Genomic DNA, 19,655 nt, shown 5'->3' with positions numbered 1-19,655 from the left:
TTGCCGGACCTTCCTGGCGCCGGCAGCAGTCGAGAATTACAACACTGTCAGTGATCCTTCATTAATCGAAACCTCGGGCTCGACGGCATTGATCATGGCCGATCCATGGGCGAGCGTGACGCCGGCAACCTCAAGCGCCAGCGTCGCGGGTTCAGCGGTGATGGTTACGCCGGTTTCGGTCATGGCCAGGCGCACATCGGCGAGCGTAATTGATACACCAGTGCTTGAGGCGCTGATCGTAATCGGCACTGCAACCGCCGGATCAATCACGCTCAGCGTGAACCCACCCTCGCCGGGAAGATCGTTGAACACGAGCTTGCCGGAGGCTGTCTGGATCATCCGCATCGTCGGCAGCTCCGCCTCGATCGGGCGCTCGCCCTCACGCCAGAAGCCACCGACCCAGATCGGATAGTCGAGATCGCCGCCTTCGAACTCGACCCATATCGCGGCACCGACCGGTGGCATCATGTAGAAACCGACCTGAAGACCGGCATAGGGCACGCAGGGCATTGCCCAGGCCGTCAACACCTCACCGAATACCTGCGGCGCCGCCACCTGGAGCCGGCCGAGCATCAACGGGTCTTCATTATCGATCACAGTGCCGCGATATTTGCCCCAGAACTGCTTCATCGTCTCTCCTCGCCGCCGTTGCTCATGGCAGCACCACGGGCGCGATCGGGCCAGTGCCGTCGCGCCCCAATACGAACTGCTGTTTATACTCGTTGCGACGGAGCTTGTGGGTCACTTTCTCCACGCTCCACATGCCGTCGAAGCTCCTCCCCGCGCCGCGCACCCCGACCAGGCCGCCGCTTCGCAGGATCGATCCGTAGCGCTTGACGTCGAGCACGCCCTCCGCTTGCGCAACCCGGGTCGAGGAGGCGTTGACCCGCCCCTGCGCGAAGCCCATTGCGCGGATCTCATCGAAACCGTCCGATCCCGTCGGCAGCTTCTGGCCGAGCAGCGAACTCATTGGAAATGGACTCTTGAGCGCGAGCGGCGGGAGTAAAGTAGGCTCCAGTGCGGCGATCGGCAGCACCGGCGTCTCCTCCAACGGTCCGGGGATCAGCCCGATCACCTGGAACGCGGCACGCCCGTTCTGGCTGAAGGTGAGCTGATCGACATTCGCGAAGGTCCCGCCATTCACCGTCAGCGCGGGTGCGGGCACGCCGATGCGCTTCGGCGGTCCCCAATAAGCGGTATTGGTGAGCGGCACCGGGCCCGCGCGCATCGTGAAGACATAACCGTAGCGATTGGCCAGATCGTACACATATTCGAGATCGGTGCCGTGCTGGATCGGTGTGCGCTGGAGTACGGTCGGAAAATCCGATTCGATCGGCGGGATGGTTTCCGGAACGATTGCGAAACGCTTATACTGGGCGATGATCTCGAGGATGATCATCTCGTCATCCATGTCGGGATAGCCCTTGATCTGCTCCTTCAAGTCCATCGCGACACTCAAATCAGCACCGCTGACGACGATCCGGCTTGCCCCGGGATTCTTCCCGGGGTCGAGCCAGATGTCGGTCACTAGCCCGTCGATCAGCACAGTCGGCAGCGCTGCTTCCATCGCAATGAGCAGCACCCGCTTGCCGGGCGAAAGGCGCCCGTCCGCAAGCACCTCGACCTCGGTTCCGGTCCCGTCCGAATCACGTTGCGCACCAAAGGTCAGGCGAAACAAGCATTGACCGTCGGCGACCTCGACCACTTCGGCCTCGGTTAGGAGATCGGCGAGCAGCGGACCGATCGGCGTCGGTACCTCCTGATCGCCCGCGAACACCGCGAGTTGGATGCCGGCCGGAAAACTCATGGACTTTCCTCAGCATCATCAGCATGGGCGGCCGGTGCGGCGGCCGTGCTGCGCCGTGCCGCGGCCGGCTCATCGAACGGGTCGTTCCCCTGCCCTACAATCGCGGGGACAATAATCTTGCGGCCGGGATTTGTGCAGAGCGATGCCGGGTCGCTGGTACCATTGGCCTCAAGCAGCATCCAGTAGAGCAACGGATCGCCGAGCAGCTTGGCCGAGACGTTGTCGAGCCGGTCCCCGGCTTGGATGGTATAGGTCGATTGCTGTTTGATCGTGCTGGGGAGCGGCAGCAGTGTGCGGCCGAGATAGGTAACGGAGTCTGTGCTGGTGCTGCCGGACGCGGCCATGTCGCCGGTGGCCGCGCGGGTGCGCGTGCGGACCAGCTTGCCCGGAGCGGCGTTCTCGATCGACAGCGGGTAGCGGCTCAACCTCCTCATCGCCCCAGCGCTCCCGAAATAACGCTCGCCCCGCTCTGCACCGTGCCGAGCGCCGACATCAGCTCACGTTCCGCCAAGCTGGCGAGGTAGAGGTAGAAGCCAGCCTGGGTCGGCTCAAAATCCTGATAGGTGAGGACTTTCATATTCATCGTCACCTCGGCGTCGATGGGATTGAGCCGAGTATCGTGCATCGTTTCGTTGACGCTATAGCTGGTGATCTGCACCGGCAGCACGCGTTGCGGACCCCAGACGAATATGGTCAGGGGAGTCTCCGGCGGGACGATCTCAAGCACGCCGAGTGCCATCTCGGCCAGCCCCTGGATGATCGAGCTGCTGCTCGGAAACAGCATCAGCTCGAGCGTCGCCAGCTGAGGATGAATGCCAAACCTGATCGCAGTCGCGTCATTGGCCTGGAGCTGGTCGACGGCGCTGATCCGCGCAGTCATCTGGATCGTTTCGGTCGCCGGGCCGGCAAGCAGGTTGGTGCCGGTGGGAGTATCACCGATCTTCTCGAAATCGGGCTCGAGCTGCCGGGTGAGCTCGGCGGGATTATATTGCAGCATGATCAGTCGCGGCACGGGGATGGTTCCCCCCATGCTGATCAGCGCGGCCTTGAGGACGTTGGGGCTGTTTGGATAGGGACTGTTGCTCATTCCGGCCATCCTTTGTGCCGGAGCTGCGCGGCGATCATATCCACGATCGCCCGGTTTGCGTGCGCACGATCCGCGGGGCGCAATCGGACGAGCGCCGTGCGAATGGCGGGGCTGTCGCGCATCGCAGTTCGGATCGGATCAGCGGGCGGGGCAGCGTTGCGGGGCGCTTTAGATTTCATGTCGGCCATCCCTCAAGTTCGGCAGGGGGTACGCGGCGGCGCTGCTTGCTGTATTCGCTGACCAGTGCGCGCGCGACATGGGGCATGCCGATTGCACTGCCCTCATCGGCGGCGAGCATCGCCGCGTTGACCACGACGACGCGGATCTGCCCGCCCGAAAGGGAAAGCCTGGCAAGCCGGTCCCAGTCCAGCTCCGCGGTCGGCGCCGTTGCCGGAAAGGCGCGGCGCCAGATCTCGCACCGCTCGGCGGCGGTCGGGAATTCGAAATGCAGGCTGAAGGCGAAGCGACGCGAGAAGGCATCATCGATCGCGTTGGGCAGGTTGGTGGTGAGGACTGCGATACCACGGAATATCTCGATCCTCTGGAGCAGATAGCCGACCTCCAGATTGGCATAATGATCATGGCTGTCGCGGACTTCGGTGCGCCGGCCGAACAGCACGTCCGCCTCATCGAACAACAGGATCGCATCGGTCGAATCCGCCGCGTCGAACAGGGCAGCGAGGCGCTTCTCGGTCTCGCCGATATATTTGTCGACGATCCGCGACAGGTCGACGCGAAACAGGTCGAGCTCGAGTGCGTGCGCAAGCGCCTCGGCTGCCATCGTCTTGCCGGTGCCGCTCGGCCCGGCGAACAGCACGCTCATCCCCTGCGGGCCGCCGCCCGAGTGGCGAAAGCCCCATTTGTCGAGCACGAGGGAGCGGTTGCGCTGGCGCGCGATGATCTGGTCAAGCACCGTTCTCGCCGCACCAGGCAATACCAGGTCGTCGAGCGACATGCGGACCTCGATTGGATCGGCGAGCCCGTTCATCGCTTCGCGCATTTGATCGCGCAGCAGCGGCAACATGTGCGGCAGGATCGCATCGATAGGCGGATCTGGTTGCGTCTCCCCGGCCGTGGCACGCGCGACCGCAGCGCAACTGTCGAGCGTCGAGATCGGCAACCGGAAGCGGTTCATCACCTCCAGCAACGCGGGGGTCACCGCAAGCCCCAGGCCGGCAGCGACATGGTCGGCCACCTCGCCCGGCTCGTTGCGGGGCAGTGGCACGCGGATGACGGCGTGCGAAACGCGCTCGGCAACCGCCTGCCCTCCCATGCCGATCAGGATTGCCGGCCCGGCACCCTCCACGAGCAGCCAGCCGAGCGCCGTGAGCTGGAGCTCGGTGAGCTGTTCCTCAAACGAGATGAGTAAGGCACCGCCGAGCGCAAGCCGGTCGCGTTGCCAAAGCCGCGCGAATCCCTGGCGCTCGGCATCGATGGTCAGTCGACCGAGCGGCAGGTGGAAAGGCGTGAAGCCGAGCGCGCTCATAGTCGCTGCCGCGACCGCGAGCGCGCGCCTCGTGGGCAAAGCGACGAGATGGATCGCCGCATCATCCTCTGAGCTCGCAAGCGTCGCTGCGAGTTGGCGCGCAAGCGCCACGTCCGAAGGCAACAGCCGTGTAGGCTCGACCGGGCGGATCAGTTCGGTCAACTCACCATCAAGCACCGGCTGGCCGATCAGGAACGAGAGCACCGCGTCGGGCACGCCCAGGTGGAGCTGGAGACGTCCGCCGGGCCGGGTGGCCTCGGTGGTGATCAGCTGCCAGTGACGCAACGGCGCCGAGGGCGCGAACACCGCCTGCGACGCGCCTTCCAATCCGGCGAACACGGCGAGCGTGAGCAGCGTCGTCGGATAGGGCGTTGCCGGATCACCCTGCGCCAATGCGCAGAGATTGGCCATGTCGGGCGAGATCTCGCCCCCTGCGGCGAGCACCACTGTCGCCAGCTCGAACTCGGTCAGGCCGAACCAGTTCGCCATCGCATCAAGCGCCGAGCCCTCGACCGGTGGTCCGAGTCCGGTCGGAGCGGGTTCGCGCGGAATGGGCGTAGTCCCAACATGCGCGCGCTGAAGTGCATAGAACTCGAGCATCCGCGATACCGCGCCGACCGCACCCTGCAATCGTTCGACATGGGGTGAGACCTGGGTCATGTCTCAGCTCGCCGCCGGCACGTCTATGACGGGACCGGTATAGGCCTCGCCCGAAAAGTCGAGCAGAGTTGCCACGCCGTCAATCTCGACACTGACCAGATATTTGCCGGCAACGATACCAGCAAGCGAGGCAGCCAGGCTGGTCGAAGGCGCAGTGCGCGGCAGGCAAGGAATCCGCCGGGATGGCGACTGGGACGCAGCGTACGGGAACAACAGCACCGCCGCTGCGGCTTCCGGTGCGACCGGGAGCGCCATGGCCATGGTCAGTTGATCTTTCTCGACAATGGGCGGCGCGGCGAATGCCGGGATGATTGCGGTCGTCACGCTCTGGGATTCAGCAACGATTCCCTTCCCGTTCGGCTGGGTGCGGATCACCTGCACGGCGAGCGGGCCGGCGGCGAGCGGTGCGGGCTGGCTTGCGGTCAGGCTTACTAGGACTACGGCAAAACCGTCGGCATCGAACCCAGCCTTTGCGTCTTTGACAGCCACTCCGTTCAGGCGAACGACGAGATCGGGCTGGCCCGGATTGACCAGGCGGATTCCCATCAGCCCGCCAGCCAGCAGCGGCAGGCTGGGGTCGGTGGCATTGACGATCGAGGTGATGGCCATGACGTGCGAGGGCATCGCGCGCAGTCCGATGCGGCGTACCGGCAGCACCGGTTCCACCGGCAGCGCCACCTCAAGCGTGACGGGCGTCACCGTGTAGAGCTGAGTCAGCTGATAGGGAACGTTGACGAATTCGGACCAGAGTCGCGCCATCGCGTCGGGCAGCATGTTGAGCGGCGTCACGCGAATCTGCGCGCCGGGCGTCTCCGGGGTGTCGCCCAGCCAGGGGGTCGAAGCGATCGCCGAGCGCAGTACGTCAGGCTCGATATAGGGCTCGGCATTGAGCCCGCCGACCACCAGCCCGAGCAGCCGTTGCGGATCGAGCTTCGCATCGTCGCCGAAGAAGGTGATCATATAGTCGAGATCGAGCTTGACCACCGGTGAGGCCAGCGACTTGCCGGCGGCGCTGCGCGTCGGCAAGTCATTGTTCGAGGCAAAGCCGTTCCGCACGGTGCGAAACAGATAGAGGTTCACGATCGGATCGCCGCTGCGCAGCGCCTCGGCGCTGGGGTTGAGCGTGGTCACGCGTGCGCCGGGCACCGAGTCGCCGACGAGCACGTGCAGCCGGTCGGCGAGCGCGACGGTGGCAGCGGCGACGGGAAAGCCCGAACTCATCCCTCCGGCCCTCGGCGGGGCTTGCCCTGGAGTAAGGGCGGTTCCGGCCGCGACCGTTGCGGCCGGGCGCGCGGCAAATCGATCTGGATGCGGCCGATCTCGATGTGGATTTCGTTCGATGCAGGCGCCTTCATCGGGGTTGCTTGACGCGGGGCGCTCGCTCGGCGTTGGCCGCGTGTATCCGGGAAACTGTGAGGCGGCATGGCATCGCTCCCTGCCATCGCCTCTGGCGCAACGGCGCGGGAAGATGTGACTTGGTCAATGGCGTGTCGAGACTCAGCCGAGGAACGGTTGGTGGCGCGTGGGCGGGCAGGTTCGGAATGCTCCATGCTATGGTGTCGGGATCTGGCAGGGCGGTCATCCGACCGATCGTGCACGGCTTGCCGGGGCCCGGATGCCTGTTCGGGCCGTTCCGTAGCGGGCGGCCTTGCCGGCAGAAGTCCGCGAGGCCGCTCCGCAGGACGAGGTGGCGCGATGGCGCGACTGGATGGCGCTAAAGCTAGCGGCCCCCCTCGGTTATCAACTCGCGGCGCGGCAGCGGGGACGAGGGCCGCTCCCGGCGACCGGTGTGGCGTTGCGGTAGCTTCGTACCGCAGGACGACGGACGCGATATCGCCTTCGGTCGGCTCCGGCTGCCGCGCTATCGCCTGGCTAGGCGCGAGCCCGACCGGTTTCCCTGGCCGTTGGCTTGGATCGGGGGCTTCAAATTGTCGGGGGACATGCCCGACCGAGGGTGGTGCTCTATTTCCGTCCTCGCCCCGTTTCAGGAGAGACGAGCGCGCACTTGCCGGGGCGGTGGAGCGCGCGATATCGGGCAAGCTTTCGCTCGCCGCGATGGTTTCGACTGGCGGCATTGCCGTCGATTCACCGCGTTGAGGATTGACCGGAGCAAGGTCCATCGGCGCGGTAGCTGGTCTTTCGCGCGGGGCAGCGCGACCACCATCCACCATCCCGGTGTGGCCGCTCTCCACGATCGGTGCCACCGACCCGAGTCGGGATGGAGGGACCTGTGCGGCTGGCCGGCTGGCTATTGTCGGATCGGCGCGAAGTTGCGCGACAGGCGCCACATTTGCCGGTGGCGAAGCGACCGCTGGCCTCGCGGGTCCCGTTCGGGCGCCGCTCCGTCCAGGCGCAGCGGCTTGGGCGGGATTCCGCATCGGCGAGGTTGCGCCAGGCTCCTGCGATGTTTTTTCCGCAATGATATCTGGCGCCGTTGGATGCGGCATGGTCGCTGTCGATGGCCGAGCGTCGCGTCGTGCCGACAGCCCTGTCGAGATGGCTGGCCTGTCCTCGCTGACGTCAGCCGAGGCCGCCGCGCCCAAGCCGGTGACGTGCTGAACCGCTGACCGGGACACCAATCGGGCGGCCGGCGACGATCGCTCAACATGAGTATCAGTTGTGCTTAGCGGTTCGAAGCGGCCAGCGGCTTCTCCCCCCTCTGAACGCGCAGCGTGAATCGCCCTGGTTGCCGGCGGCTGCTCGACCATGATGGTGGATTCTGTCGGTTCAACTGCAGAATCTTTGTCTTCATCCGGATGCGAATGGCGCACCTCTGTCCCCTCAGCGGGAGCGGTTGCGCGCGATCGGTTGGAAGTTTCCTCTCGGGCGGGCGTCCCAAATACCTCGCCAACCGCGTCGTCCCCTTCATATCCGGCCCACCCCTCGGCATGTTCGTCAACCGGCGCGAAACGATAACGGACGCGCCGTGCGAGGCTGGTCGGGCTGCCTTGGGCGCGGGCAACCAGGCGGGATAGGATGTCGCTCATGCGCGCAGCCGCTGAAGATAGGCATGCCGGCGCGCCGGGGCGAGCGCGATGATTGCGTCCTCACTCCAATGATAAGCGAGCGCAAGATCGTGAATGTCGTCCATCAGTGCATCCGCCGCAGCCTCAATCTCGGTTGCGAGAATGCGCGCGATATCGACCGGCGCGTCCCATGTCGCTTCGCAGCCAAAGCAGGTCAGCGATACATAGGGATCGCTTGCCGGGTCGACCTTCGCAAGCGCAACGGCGATCGCATCGACATCGGCATCGGAAAGCGTATCGGGCAGGTCCATTCCCTCGGCCGGCACCAGGCAACGGATCGCCAGCAGTGCGCGGGCAGCCTCGGCATCGGGAATATCGACGACCGCCGCTAGGTCGGCGCTGTCCACTGGCCGCACTCCGAAGCATTGCCCGTCGATCTCGATCATGGGTGCCGTGTCGTCAGCATCGGATTCGATCAGCAAAGCATCGGTGGTCAGACTGACGTCGAGCCGTGTCCTGCAGTGCGGGCACTCCGCGGCGAGCTCGAGCTGGTGCCCGAACATCGCCGCATGAAGCTTTACAAGGGCGGCATCGCGCGCGCCAATTGCGAGTTGCGCACACGCCTCAAGCGAAAGCTCGGACATGCTCAGCGCCGCCAGGCACACCCCAGCCTCGATTGCCGGGCGATCGCGGCATATCGACACGGCATCCAGCAATTCGACGGCACTCAGCGGACGCGGAGTCACGACGTCGGTCAATAGCTGGGCGGCGGCGGCACTTTGACGCTCGTGTCGCGCTCCCAGCCCTCGTTTTGCAGGACCAGTGTCTGGATCGCGACCGCATTCGCGCTGGCGTCAAGTTCCGGAAGCGCAACATATTCAGAAGGCCAGCAATTATAGATATTGTACGAATAGACCAGCTGTCCGGCGGCGTTGTAGAATTCGAGCGTGATGTTGCGCCGGAAATTGGCGAGCGAGCTTTCGCTGCCGGGCCCTCCGCGGAAGTTCCAAACCTGGTTGACCCAAGTCTCAAACTCGAGGTCCTGCGTCACACCGCGTTCGAGCGTGATCGGGTCGAACGTGGTTTGCCCGGGAAGCACATGCGACGAACTCGGGTCACCCCCCTCGCGGAACGGCGCCGTTTGCGTGCTACGCTTGAGCGGGCTGCATTTGCTCACCGCCGCGACATATTTGCCGTTCCACTTCAGGCGGAACTTGAAGTTGAGATAGGGATCGGGCGGTTGGCTTGATGCGGAGACGCTCGGCATTGTTGGCTATCCTCAACTCGAAGACTGTCCGGCCATCTGCTGCAGGCTGATGACGACGAATTCCGCCGGCCGGACCGGCGCGAACAAGATCAGGATATTGACGATGCCATTCTCCATGTCTTCGGCAGTGGTGGTCGAGGCGTCGCAAATGCACTGATAAGCCTGCGATGGCGACGTCCCGACAAAGGCGCCCTGCAAATAGAGTGGATGAAGGAAGCTGTTGACGCTCAGCCGGATCTGCGCCCACAGCCGGTCGTCGTTGGGCTCGAACACCACCCATTGCAGCCCCTGGATCAGGCTCTGCTCCATGTAGAGCGCAAGGCGGCGGACGGGGACGTATTTCCAATCTTCGTCGGCGATGTTGGCCGCCGCCAGCGTGCGCGCGCCCCAGGAAATATTGTCGTAGATCGGAAAGGTGCGTAGCGCATTGATCCCGAGCGGGTTGATCTGGCCATTCTCCGGATCGTTCATGACATAGGAAAGCTGCTGCGCACCGGCGAGCGGCGTGGCAATGCCCGCAGGTGCCTTCCATACGCCGCGAGTCTGGTCGGTAAGGGCATAAATGCCCGCGAGCGTGCCGCTGCCGCCGATCTGCAGCGGCTGCGTCGAGAACGGGTTAGGCACGAGCAACTGCGGGAAATAGGTCGCCGCACTGATGATGCCGGTGCCGAAGGTCCCCGGAGTGGCGGTCGCCCAGGCGACCGTGTCGGAGGGCGACTGCACGGTGTCGGGCATGTCCAAGATCGCGAATGCCTTGCGCTGGAGCGCATAGTTGAGCGTCGCGGTCGCCGCCGTCAGATAATCGGACTGAGGCATTGCGGGCATGTCGGGGACGAGCAGCAGGTTGACGATCTGCATCGCGTCGAGCGCATATATGCCGGTCCGCGTCACCGAATTGCCCGCGACGTCGAAACCGGCCGGGATCACGCCATCGGGATTGGTCTGGCTTTTGAAGGTGAGCTGCTGAGCCTGGTAATTGGTCTGGAGGGTCGCGAACAGCCCCGTCTGGTTTGCCGTGACGCCGATCAGATACTGAGCCAGGCCGGGGTCCGGTGACCAGACCTGCACCAACTGTGCCTGTGGTTGCCCGGCGGTAGGCGGATAGGGCGACAAGCAGCTGCGCACCGTCGCGCTCGCGAGGCTCGGTATTCCGAGCATTCCAGCCGCATTCGAAAGTGCGCCCTGAATTCCTGCGATCAGATCAGCGACGGTCGTCACGTTGAACGTCATGGTGAATAGCGCCGTCAGCGGCGTTGCGGGTTTACCTGCAACCGGCGGCGGCTCGATCGTGATCGTGAAGGTCACCCCTTTTGCTGTAGACTTTGGCGGCGTAAAGGTGAGCGTGGTGCCACTAGCAAATGGAACAAGAGCTGCCGGCGTCGTGGTAATATTTGGTATTGCCAGCAACTGTGCAAACTGATTAGAAGAAGATTGCATAACTTCTATAATTGAATTTGCCTGAGCGATATCCAGTGTCACTCCTGGAACGCTTTGCGTCTGAGCAACGCTATAGCTCGTACTGGTAGAATTGCTGTTGCTGCTCGTCGAATACAAAGTCGCCGTCAGATTGAATGTATTCAATTTATTCGTCATATAGTCTATAGTGACGAATATATTCTGCCCCCAGGTCCCGGGATTTTGTGATTGCAGCGGGAGCACGTTGGCTCCCTTCGACTGCGCCGGCGGGCCACTGGCCGCCGGAGTCGGAGTCGTCGGGGGAGTCGCACCGATCAACGTGGTGGTTGGCTGCACCGGCGGTGCCGAGGACCCGCACAGGCGACTGATCCACGCTTCAGTGCCACCGTTCAGGAAAAACTGCGATACCTGAAAACTCGTAATACTGCTTTGGTCCAGCCCTCCAAAAACCCGCTGAAAATCTCCAAAATTGAGACATTGCACGGGTATGTTCATGGGTCCGCGAGTCAGATATCCGACAAGTGCTGTTGTCGAGGTCGCCACACCAGCAATCGTGTGCGTACCGCTTGGAAGCTCCTGAACATATACGCCGGGATATGTCAGCTGAAGCATTTGATGACTCTCTCTACGGCCGCGATACGCAAATTACCTGATGTTCTCAAATTTTGTACAAATCAAGAAGCATTTTCGAGCCCGCATCGAGAGTCCGCTGACTCGACCCGTCGATTATTACCAAAATGGATGTAAATTAAGCTTGAAGGTTCAGCTTGACGTAAGCTGTGCATACCAATAGCATTACTTATATCGATTCTCTCTCCGAGTCTATTTGACTCGGACAACGGAACAGTTAAGTCATTTTATACCAGAAATTTTGGAGAAGGCACTGATCATGGGGGCCGATACCAATCCAATATTGCGGCACCAATTGGACTTCATCCTGCACAACCTGCCGTCAACAGCGGTCAGGATTGATTTCCCTGTCGCATCTGGAGCAGAGATACTGTTGCTTACATCAATACCGACAGTCAGGTTGGGGGCGAGTTACTCGGATACGCCCGTACTCATCAGTAATATTTTCCTTCAGCCGCAACGCATTCAGTTCGATATCACGAGCCCGCCGCCCGTTCTGCCAATAACGCTGCAGATCAAGTGCAACCAGGCGTTCGTATTCGGATGGTTGCAGGTGCCCGAAAATATTCAAACCTCAATCGCAACCGTTGTGGAGCAAATACGCATAATCGGTCCGAGCTATTGGGCACTACCTCTAGGTCAGGGTGTGCGCGACCGAGAAGGAAGACCTGTCGCTGCGACCTCCGCCGAAAAGACGGTACCAGCCAGGTCCGCTCCTGCTCCGGTTGCCAAACCAATCCAACCAGCGACAGCAGGAAGATCAATCACAACATAGGAAGAAAATGATATAAATTAATCCCTGTGGACGTAAGTAAATTGAGAAGGAGAGAAGAAATGACCGGAGTTGTTCAAGTACAATATCAGAATGCCACCTTCACCGCGAACACAGCGACGATCGTGATCGAAAACGGTACAATCTCACTCGACAACCACGGTTCGTTCGGTTTGTCGGGGTCATTCCAGTTCAATAACCTCAACGTGTCGAGCGGGTCGGTCAGCTTCTACAACCAGTCGCCGGACACCCCAGTCAATGGCACTGCCAATATTTCGGTGTCGTCCAGCGGCAAGGGCGATCCCAAGCTCACCGCGAACAATTTCTCCGGTTCGGTCGAATTGCAATGGCCGACCAACGATGGCACCAAATATCAGCAACTTTCGTCTGGCGAGTCGATCACACTAAGCGACTTCAACGGCTGAACGAGCGGGTCGTCGCATTGCGGCGGCCCTCTCTCCCTTGACGCGGAGAACCGGTATGACCGCACTGATCACGATCAACTTTGCAAATGGCACCGCGGCCAGCAACGGCGTCGATGTGCTGTTGACCAACTGCCAGGTCGCCCCTGGTGCTGACTATGGCGTTGTAGTTGCCATGGCGTCAGCACTGACCAACATCTCCGTGTTCAACTCGCAGGTGGTGATTTCAACCGCGACCAGCGCTCTGTTCAATGGATCGCTCACGATTCAAATCAGCTGGAAATCGGGCGCCGAGCCTAGCGTTACGCTCAACAATCTGCACAACAGCGGCGGCAGTCCGGCGACGGTAAGCTGGCCAACCGAGAGCGGGCCGCAAACTCAGATACTCAGCCCGGGCGATCCGCAGACACTCTCGGGCATCGTCAACAGCTGAGGGGCCGATGCCGCAATTGGTAAGCCTTGGTGCCGTGCTCTCTTGCAGTTTCGGCACCGTGCCAATGCCGATGATCGTGCCACCCGAGACGCCGGTATTCGAAGACGCAATGCCGGCGGCCACGATCATGGACTTCATTCCGCTCGAGAATATTCCCTCATTCGTGATGTGCACCAGCCTCGCCAATCCTGAGGTCGCGGCGGCGACCGCGGCGGCCCTCGGCGTGCTGACTCCGATGCCCTGCGTTCCCGTCACCACTTCACCCTGGTTTCCCGGTGCGCCGATGGTGCTGCTCGAGGGGATGCCGGCTCTCTGCACCGGCTCGATGTGCCTGTGCGACTGGCTCGGCGAAATCACAATCGACGAGCCTGGCCAGGAAACCGCCTCGACCGACGCTTGAGCCGTTCCATTTTCACCCGTTCCCCGAGTGATGTCGGTCACATTACCGGGTCGGCAATTGCCAAGCGAATGCCTGCCCCGCAAATTCGCAACGGAATGATCGAGATCATGCTGAAGCAAAGCTTCGGCATTCCGATGCGCGCTGAGCCATGCCTCTATCGGAATCGGTTCTTCCGTTTGTCTAGGCCAAGGAAAATGATCCAATATGAACTGAAAGGCTTGGCTAGAGGGATGCACACGGCGCTCAAGGACAAACCAGTGAAGCTGGCGCCGCCGCCGCGGGCGGTGCTCGCATACCCCGCTGAAGGAATGGTCGAGCTACAACCTGATCACTAGGCGCGCAGCTCAAAAAATGCCGGAGATGAGGGTGACGATGTGACCGGGGCCGGTCTGTGCGCCGAACATATCCCTCGGTAGCTGGCTCACATGACGGCGACATCAATTCAAGGTTACCTGCCTTGTGTCACGATTTGTGCCCTGATATCTCTTGGCCGGGAAAATTGAACGAACCAAAATCACGAAATCCGCAGATTTATGCGGCTTTCAGGACGCACTCGGTTCAAACAAATGACGGAGCAACGGTTTCCTAAACCGTAGGCCGCGCGTTCGAATCTCGCCGGAGGTACCACCCTGAATCCTCATGATTCGGCCTGCAAGCAACACAGGTTCGCCGCTCCGCCTGTCGATTGAGCTCAATCATTGCCAACCCAGATCGGCGGCGTATGTCGCCACCATTCCAGGGCTGCTTCGAGTTGATAGGCGAGAGCGAGAAGCGTGGCTTCACCGCCGGAACGCGTGGCGAACTGAACTCCGACCGGCAATCCGTTGTCGGAGAACCCCAAGGGCAGGCTGATTGACGGCGTCCCGGCGAAATTGTCGATCCAGCAATAGCCGGCATAGTCAACGAGATGATCCCGCTGGTCGAACCAAGCGACGTCAGGGCCGAAGACGCCGATGCGAACGATTTCCGTGCTGAAGACAGGCGTCATCCAGATGTCGAGTTCATTCAGGCTGTCGAGATAGGCGGCGGCAATCCCCTCCATTTGCCTCGTCGCGGCGGAAAAGATTTCGTCACCGATCCCCTTCCCCGCCGCGACCAGCGTTGCTGAACGATATTCCAAGTCATCCGGGGCGATCGAGATGCCGATTTGATTTGAAAGGAGATCGAGCTGACGGGTGAACCTGCCTTCGATAAACCTGTTCAAGGCATCGATGGCACCCGGCCCATCGAATGGCAGCTGGCCATCGCTGACGCTGTGACCCAGCCTTCCAAGCAAATCGATCGTATCGGCAAAGACCCGGCCAACGCTCGCATCAGGCGGCTCGCCGGTTCGCATGATCGCGCTGTATGAGCGGATCCGAAGCTTTCGGTCGATCGGCGCGGTGACAAACGGAACAGGGGTGAAGGCAGCATCGGGACGACGCGTCTGGCTCGCTTCAAGCCAGGCGGCGGTGTCGCGTACCGTGCGGCTCACACAGCCATTGACGCCGAGATCGGAAATCGAGCGCATCGTCTCGTCACCAATATTGCGTCCGCGCGACGGCTTGAGCCCAACCAGTCCGCACGGAGCGGCGCCGTGACGAATTGACCCCAGTCCGTCGCTGGCGTGCGCAACCGGCACCACACCCGCAGCGACTGCCGCCGCCCCGCCGCCCGATGAGCCGCCAGGAGTGTGATCGAGGCTCCAAGGATTGCGCGTGGGACCCACTAATGGCGATTCAGTGGCCACGTTGAGCCCCAGTTCAGGCATTGATGAGCGAGCAATGGAGATCAGCCCGGCATCGGAGATCGCCTGAGTATAAGGCGAGTCTTCTGTTGGAATATAGTTGCGCAGTACGGCGGCGCCCCAGCTTGCCGGAATCCCTTTTTCATTGATCATATCCTTGATCAAAGTCGGGATACCCGCCAGCCGGCCCGCGCGAGGTTCAAGCGCTTGAGTGCGGGCGCGCTCGAACACTGGCCATGCGATGAAATTGAGCCTGGAATTCACAGCCTCCGCACGCTCGATGGCGCGTTCCACCAGCACGGTCGGCGTCGTGCGCCCCGCTTCGAGCGCGTCGCGCATATCCATCATGTCGCTTACCCGGGCGCCGGCCGATAGAGTCGTCATGCTGCCTCTTTTCCGCAGAGTGAGAATGGGTCGCCTGGACAGTTGCCGACGGCAGCGCGGATGAGCGGGATCAACATCGAAAGCGGCGCCGATATGGCAGGCCCCATGGTCCAGACCTAGATACCGGAAAGGCGTTTATTCCTTTGCGGCAGGGACGGGTTACCAGGAAGGGACTCCCTGCGGCGGCACGAGAAAACGCAGCGCCCGTGTGACTGCCGCGCCGAATACGGAGATGTGCGTTTCGTCAGTGAAAATGGCCAGTTCGGTGGATACGCCATGCGCGGCGAGTGCCGCGCGCATGCGATAGGCGTTACTGATGATCGAGGCGGCGGCGAGCCCTTCGCCTGGCTCCTCTTCCCGCGCACCGGCCGACAGGAACACCGCCGTGCCGGACGGGATCGTACCGACCGGAAGCGCACGCACCGCTTCGACCATTTGTTCATCGCCCGGCGCTGGCGGAAAATCGACCAATGCGGGGCTCAGCATCGCATAGCCCGAAAACGCATCCGGGCGTTGCGTCAGGGCATAAGCGGCGAAATGCCCCCCAGCCGACATGCCGAACAATATGCGCCCTGCATTCAACGTCTCGGGTACACGCCGCCCAACCTCGGGTGCGACCGTATCGAGCAGAGCCGCCAGAAACGCTTCCGCGCCGCCGAGCTCGAGCTTTCCGAGCCCCGGCATGTCCAGTGAACGTCGCGGCCCGCGATAGAAATCCAGGGCGCGGCGATATCCGACGAACGCATAATCGCCCCGCTCTTCGGCATAGCCGATCCCGACAATGACCGCCGGCCCGACCTCGCCAGCATAATGTCCCATCCGCGCCGCTTCAACGACGGTGCCGAAGCTATAGTCGGCGTCCATCACATAGACTACCGACGCCGCCGCCGATGCTAGGCTGGCCGCCTGACCTGATGGCCTCGCGATCGAAATACGCAAGCTGGTCCCGAGGCCGTCAGGCGTGACGACGAAGCTCTCGATTCCGGGAATGGCGGACATGGTGGTATCGGTCATGCTTTGATCCTCTTGTCACTCTACCAGCGAGTGCGCCTGCCATCGTCAGTATTTGAACGTCACCGCCGCACCGATCGTGCGCGGTTGCTGGATGGTGATTTGATTGGGGCCGAGTTGCGTATAGGCAGCCAGTTGCGCACGCTTATCAGTCAGGTTTCTGACGAACAGGTCGATATCGACATGCTCGCTTTCCAGTCCGGCATGGGCGTCGAACAGTGCATACCCCGGCAGCACATAATTCGGGAATGCGACGCTCGATTGCGGCGAACTGTTGCGCGACCCCGCAAAGCGCGCCGAACCACGCGCCACCGCTTGCCAGCGAGAATCCACCGGTGCACGATATTCCGCCGACAGCGAGCCGCTCCAGCGGGGATTGTTCGGCAACGCGTCGCCGACTTGCGCGATGCCCGTAGCGGCGGTGACCCGGGTGATCCTGCTGTCCGAAAAGGCCAGCGTCCCCGACAGGCTCAATCCATCGATCGGCCGCAGGGTGGCGCCCGCTTCGAAACCATAGACTCGGGCATCGCCGGCATTCGCGAAGCCGTTCAGGCCGCCTGCGCTGGCAAAGGCGAGAAAATTCTTCCACTCAAGATAGTAACCGGTCACGTCGAGTGAGCCGCGTCCATCCCAGAATTTCGTCTTAAGCCCCAGTTCGTAATTATAGGTCTGATCGGGATCATAGACAGGCTCGAATCCGGGAACGGGAAAATTCGGTCCACCGGGGCGGAAACCAGTCGCGAACCGCGCGAAGATCATCCCGTCGCGCGAGAAATGATAGCGTGCGGTGGCAAGGTAGGTGACGACCGTCTTCGCTCCTTGTTGCGGGCCGGTATCGGCCGGCGGTCCGGAACCGAGGCCGCTGACCACGAACAGCAGCTTATAGGCGGCAAAATTGCTGCCGCTGAGAAGGGTTCGGTTGACCTGCTCGATTTGTCCGACACGGACCCCGCCAGTGATGTCAAAGGCTTCCGAAAAGGCATAGGTGACATTACCGAATGCCGAATATTCAGTGAGTGTCGTCGGGATCGTGACGCGAAGCGCCGGATTGATTCCAGGCACCAGCGCGCCCGAGATCGTCCGGGCATTGACGGATTGCTGCTGCTCGCTGCGTTCATGCGTGTAATATCCACCGGCAAGCCAGCTGACCGGGCCGCTACCCGTCGATGTCAATCGCACTTCCTGGGTGAATTTCTTGAAGTCGTTGAGCGTGTCATTGCTGAGCAGGCCAGGCGCGGGGATCGTGACGCCCCCGAGCAGCGGAAGGACGTTGACGAAGATAGTATTCAGCGTCCCGGTTTCCTGCGGGAAAGCATAATTGACGTTGAGATGTTGATACGATGTCACGGAAGTCAGATTGGCGAAATCGAGATCATAATCGATTTTGCCGACGGCAAACCTGGTCTTGCGATTGGTGGTCGGCACGAGATAGTCGTTATTGACGAGGTCGCCATCGCGCGGCGTGCGGTTTGCGGTATAGACTATCTGATCCTGTGCATATTGATTTTGCTTTTGATAGATCCCCGCGATGAAAATCCGGAGCCGCTCGACGGGTTTGAACAAAACCGAGCCCTGCACGCCGTAGCTTCGCCAGCGATTCTGGTCGGCGACATTGGTCAGATTATTGTCGACGAAGCCGCCGCGGCGGTCATGAAAACCGGATAGGCGCACGGCCAATTGATCTTCGATGACGGGCATACTGATTGCAGCACGCTCCGAATGGCTCGTCCCCCCACCCTCGGTACCACTAAGGCCAACACGGGCGATCGCGCTGGGCTTTTGAAGATCCGGCTCGCGCAACGAGTATGAGATTAGACCGGCCAGGGTGTTCGCCCCATAAACCGTACCTTGCGGCCCCTTGAGAACTTCCACACGCTCAAGATCGATTGGATCAAGATCGAGCGAGCTTGCGCCGCCTGTTTGAAAGCTCGAACTTGGCCCGATCGGTGCGCCGTCAACGGTAATGCCGACCGACTGGCCGAAATCGGCGCCTGTGTTGATGCCGCGGATAACGGGCGAGCCCGTACCATAGCCGGCATTGAACTGGAGGCCGGGGGTCAGTCCCGCAAAGTCGGCAAGGCTCGTGCTGCCGTTTTTCAGCAGATCGCCGCCGCGAAACGCGCTGATAGCCCCTGCGACATTGAGGATGCTTTCGGCCCGCTTGTTGGCCGTGACGACAATATCGCCAGCATCGGATGGCACCGCTTCGAGCGATTCCGGCCGCATCACCGCTCCTTGGACAAGCGATGACTGGGTCGTGCTCGATTTAGCAGGGACTTCGGCTGGACCACCAGATGTTTGAGCAAAAGCAGGTGACATGGCGAGGGATTGGCACAGCGCAACCCCTGACGCTGCAACCGTAAAACTTCGCAGATTTCTCACAAGCATCCTCCTGAGCTTGCTGGTCAACCAGCGCCCTTGGGTCATATTTAATACAACCAACTTATTTATGGTCAAGCCAAAATAAGTTGATCATATTGTAATTTTTGATAGCGACGTGAGGCCTGAGCGGCGAAAAATGGGCAAAGCTCCCCGTTTCAAGCGATACGGCGGCAATACCGGGCGGATCGTGGGCGCAGCGTTGAATTCGGCCTTCACGCGCGTTTCGACATGAGCCCGACAATGCAGTGAGGTAATCTTACCGATGATGAGACGGGAATGATGACAAGCTCAGTTAAAGCCGCTCGGCGCAGCCATGCGGAGCGCCGCGCCTCCACGCGGTCCAAAGTACTCGCTGCCGCTCGCGATATCCTCTGCGCGCAGGGTTATTCGGGTGCAACAATGAGTGTGATCCGTGACGCGACGGGCATGAGCCTTGGCGCAATCCAGCATCAGTTTCCCACCAAGGCGAAACTCATGGCCGCTGTTGTAGAAGAGTTTTCCACCCATCGGATCAAGATTTATGCCGAGGCTATCCGACGCGGCCGGACGCCAAGGGAAGCGATGGAAAATCTCGTCGATGCCAATCTCGAAGTCATCAGCATGCCTGAGGCAGCGGCCTCATTGGAAGTTTCCTTGGCGCGCAGGAATGATCCGGAACTGGACAAGGAGGTCGAACCCCGCGCGCGCCGCTTCGACCGGCGTGTGCTCAGATGGGGTAACTGCATTCTTCGTGCTGCCGGAATCAGCAACGATAGCCACACGCAGAGCATACAATTGCTCAGTAACGCCGTTACTCGTGGCCTCAT

General features: G+C 61.5%; 17 protein-coding genes. 5 read left to right on the top strand and 12 right to left on the bottom strand.

Annotation, left to right across the window (positions count from 1 at the left end; all coding sequences use genetic code 11):
• Positions 1-36: 36 nt before the first annotated feature.
• The 9 genes from ACRECS_RS22725 to ACRECS_RS22685 form a co-directional block, all read right to left on the bottom strand.
• Positions 37-630: a phage baseplate assembly protein V gene (locus tag ACRECS_RS22725; RefSeq protein WP_431585242.1), complete on the bottom strand. Its 594-nt coding sequence runs from the start codon at positions 628-630 to the stop codon at positions 37-39.
• Positions 631-652: 22 nt separating this feature from the next.
• Positions 653-1,807, bottom strand: a complete 1,155-nt coding sequence (locus ACRECS_RS22720) for a hypothetical protein (RefSeq protein ID WP_431585241.1) — start codon at positions 1,805-1,807, stop codon at positions 653-655.
• Positions 1,804-2,241 carry a hypothetical protein gene (locus tag ACRECS_RS22715; RefSeq protein WP_431585240.1) on the bottom strand — a complete coding sequence of 146 codons (438 nt, stop codon included), beginning with the start codon at positions 2,239-2,241 and terminating at the stop codon, positions 1,804-1,806. Before ACRECS_RS22715 ends, ACRECS_RS22720 begins: the two co-directional genes overlap by 4 nt.
• A complete protein-coding gene (locus tag ACRECS_RS22710; RefSeq protein ID WP_431585239.1) occupies positions 2,238-2,894 on the bottom strand; it encodes a hypothetical protein in 657 nt (218 codons plus the stop codon). The genes ACRECS_RS22715 and ACRECS_RS22710 overlap by 4 nt, the downstream gene beginning before the upstream one ends.
• A 175-nt stretch (positions 2,895-3,069) precedes the next feature.
• Positions 3,070-5,040, bottom strand: a complete 1,971-nt coding sequence (locus ACRECS_RS22705; RefSeq protein WP_431585238.1) for an ATP-binding protein — start codon at positions 5,038-5,040, stop codon at positions 3,070-3,072.
• A 3-nt stretch (positions 5,041-5,043) separates the two neighbouring features.
• A complete protein-coding gene (locus ACRECS_RS22700; RefSeq protein ID WP_431585237.1) occupies positions 5,044-6,261 on the bottom strand; it encodes a Pvc16 family protein in 1,218 nt (405 codons plus the stop codon).
• Positions 6,262-8,023: 1,762 nt separating this feature from the next.
• Positions 8,024-8,752, bottom strand: a complete 729-nt coding sequence (locus ACRECS_RS22695; RefSeq protein WP_431585236.1) for a hypothetical protein — start codon at positions 8,750-8,752, stop codon at positions 8,024-8,026.
• A gap of 8 nt (positions 8,753-8,760) precedes the next feature.
• Positions 8,761-9,273 (bottom strand): phage tail protein, encoded by a 513-nt coding sequence (locus tag ACRECS_RS22690; RefSeq protein ID WP_431585235.1) that lies wholly within the window; start codon positions 9,271-9,273, stop codon positions 8,761-8,763.
• A 12-nt stretch (positions 9,274-9,285) separates the two neighbouring features.
• Positions 9,286-11,301, bottom strand: coding sequence for a phage tail sheath family protein (locus ACRECS_RS22685; protein ID WP_431585234.1), 2,016 nt, complete (start codon positions 11,299-11,301; stop codon positions 9,286-9,288).
• A gap of 852 nt (positions 11,302-12,153) precedes the next feature.
• On the opposite strand from ACRECS_RS22685, the gene ACRECS_RS22680 reads away from it, so the two are divergent.
• The 4 genes from ACRECS_RS22680 to ACRECS_RS22665 are packed head-to-tail and all read left to right on the top strand — an operon-like array spanning position 12,154 to position 13,681.
• A complete protein-coding gene (locus tag ACRECS_RS22680) occupies positions 12,154-12,516 on the top strand; it encodes a hypothetical protein (RefSeq protein WP_431585233.1) in 363 nt (120 codons plus the stop codon).
• Between the two features lie 55 nt (positions 12,517-12,571).
• Complete coding sequence (locus ACRECS_RS22675) at positions 12,572-12,946, top strand: hypothetical protein (RefSeq protein WP_431585232.1); 375 nt, start codon at positions 12,572-12,574, stop codon at positions 12,944-12,946.
• Between the two features lie 7 nt (positions 12,947-12,953).
• Positions 12,954-13,346 (top strand): DUF4280 domain-containing protein, encoded by a 393-nt coding sequence (locus ACRECS_RS22670; protein WP_431585231.1) that lies wholly within the window; start codon positions 12,954-12,956, stop codon positions 13,344-13,346.
• Positions 13,343-13,681 carry a hypothetical protein gene (locus ACRECS_RS22665; RefSeq protein WP_431585230.1) on the top strand — a complete coding sequence of 113 codons (339 nt, stop codon included), beginning with the start codon at positions 13,343-13,345 and terminating at the stop codon, positions 13,679-13,681. The genes ACRECS_RS22670 and ACRECS_RS22665 overlap by 4 nt, the downstream gene beginning before the upstream one ends.
• A 356-nt stretch (positions 13,682-14,037) precedes the next feature.
• Here ACRECS_RS22665 and ACRECS_RS22660 read toward each other — a convergent pair whose 3' ends face one another.
• The 3 genes from ACRECS_RS22660 to ACRECS_RS22650 all read right to left on the bottom strand — a co-directional run bounded on the left by ACRECS_RS22660 (position 14,038) and on the right by ACRECS_RS22650 (position 18,693).
• Positions 14,038-15,420 (bottom strand): amidase family protein, encoded by a 1,383-nt coding sequence (locus tag ACRECS_RS22660; RefSeq protein WP_431585229.1) that lies wholly within the window; start codon positions 15,418-15,420, stop codon positions 14,038-14,040.
• Between the two features lie 195 nt (positions 15,421-15,615).
• Positions 15,616-16,470 (bottom strand): alpha/beta hydrolase, encoded by an 855-nt coding sequence (locus ACRECS_RS22655; protein WP_431585228.1) that lies wholly within the window; start codon positions 16,468-16,470, stop codon positions 15,616-15,618.
• 45 nt (positions 16,471-16,515) lie between these two features.
• The gene (locus tag ACRECS_RS22650) at positions 16,516-18,693 is read right to left on the bottom strand and encodes a TonB-dependent receptor (RefSeq protein WP_431585227.1); all 2,178 of its coding nucleotides are present in this window, start codon (positions 18,691-18,693) and stop codon (positions 16,516-16,518) included.
• A 432-nt stretch (positions 18,694-19,125) separates the two neighbouring features.
• Here ACRECS_RS22650 and ACRECS_RS22645 point away from each other — a divergent pair.
• Positions 19,126-19,655, top strand: a 530-nt coding sequence (locus ACRECS_RS22645) for a TetR/AcrR family transcriptional regulator (RefSeq protein ID WP_431585226.1), incomplete at its 3' end; no start/stop codon positions are given.

Source organism: Sphingomonas sp. (genome assembly GCF_050725575.1).
GTDB lineage: Bacteria > Pseudomonadota > Alphaproteobacteria > Sphingomonadales > Sphingomonadaceae > Sphingomonas.
The sequence above is the reverse complement of the archived record's forward strand: the minus strand, read 5'-3'. Positions and strand labels throughout refer to the sequence as shown.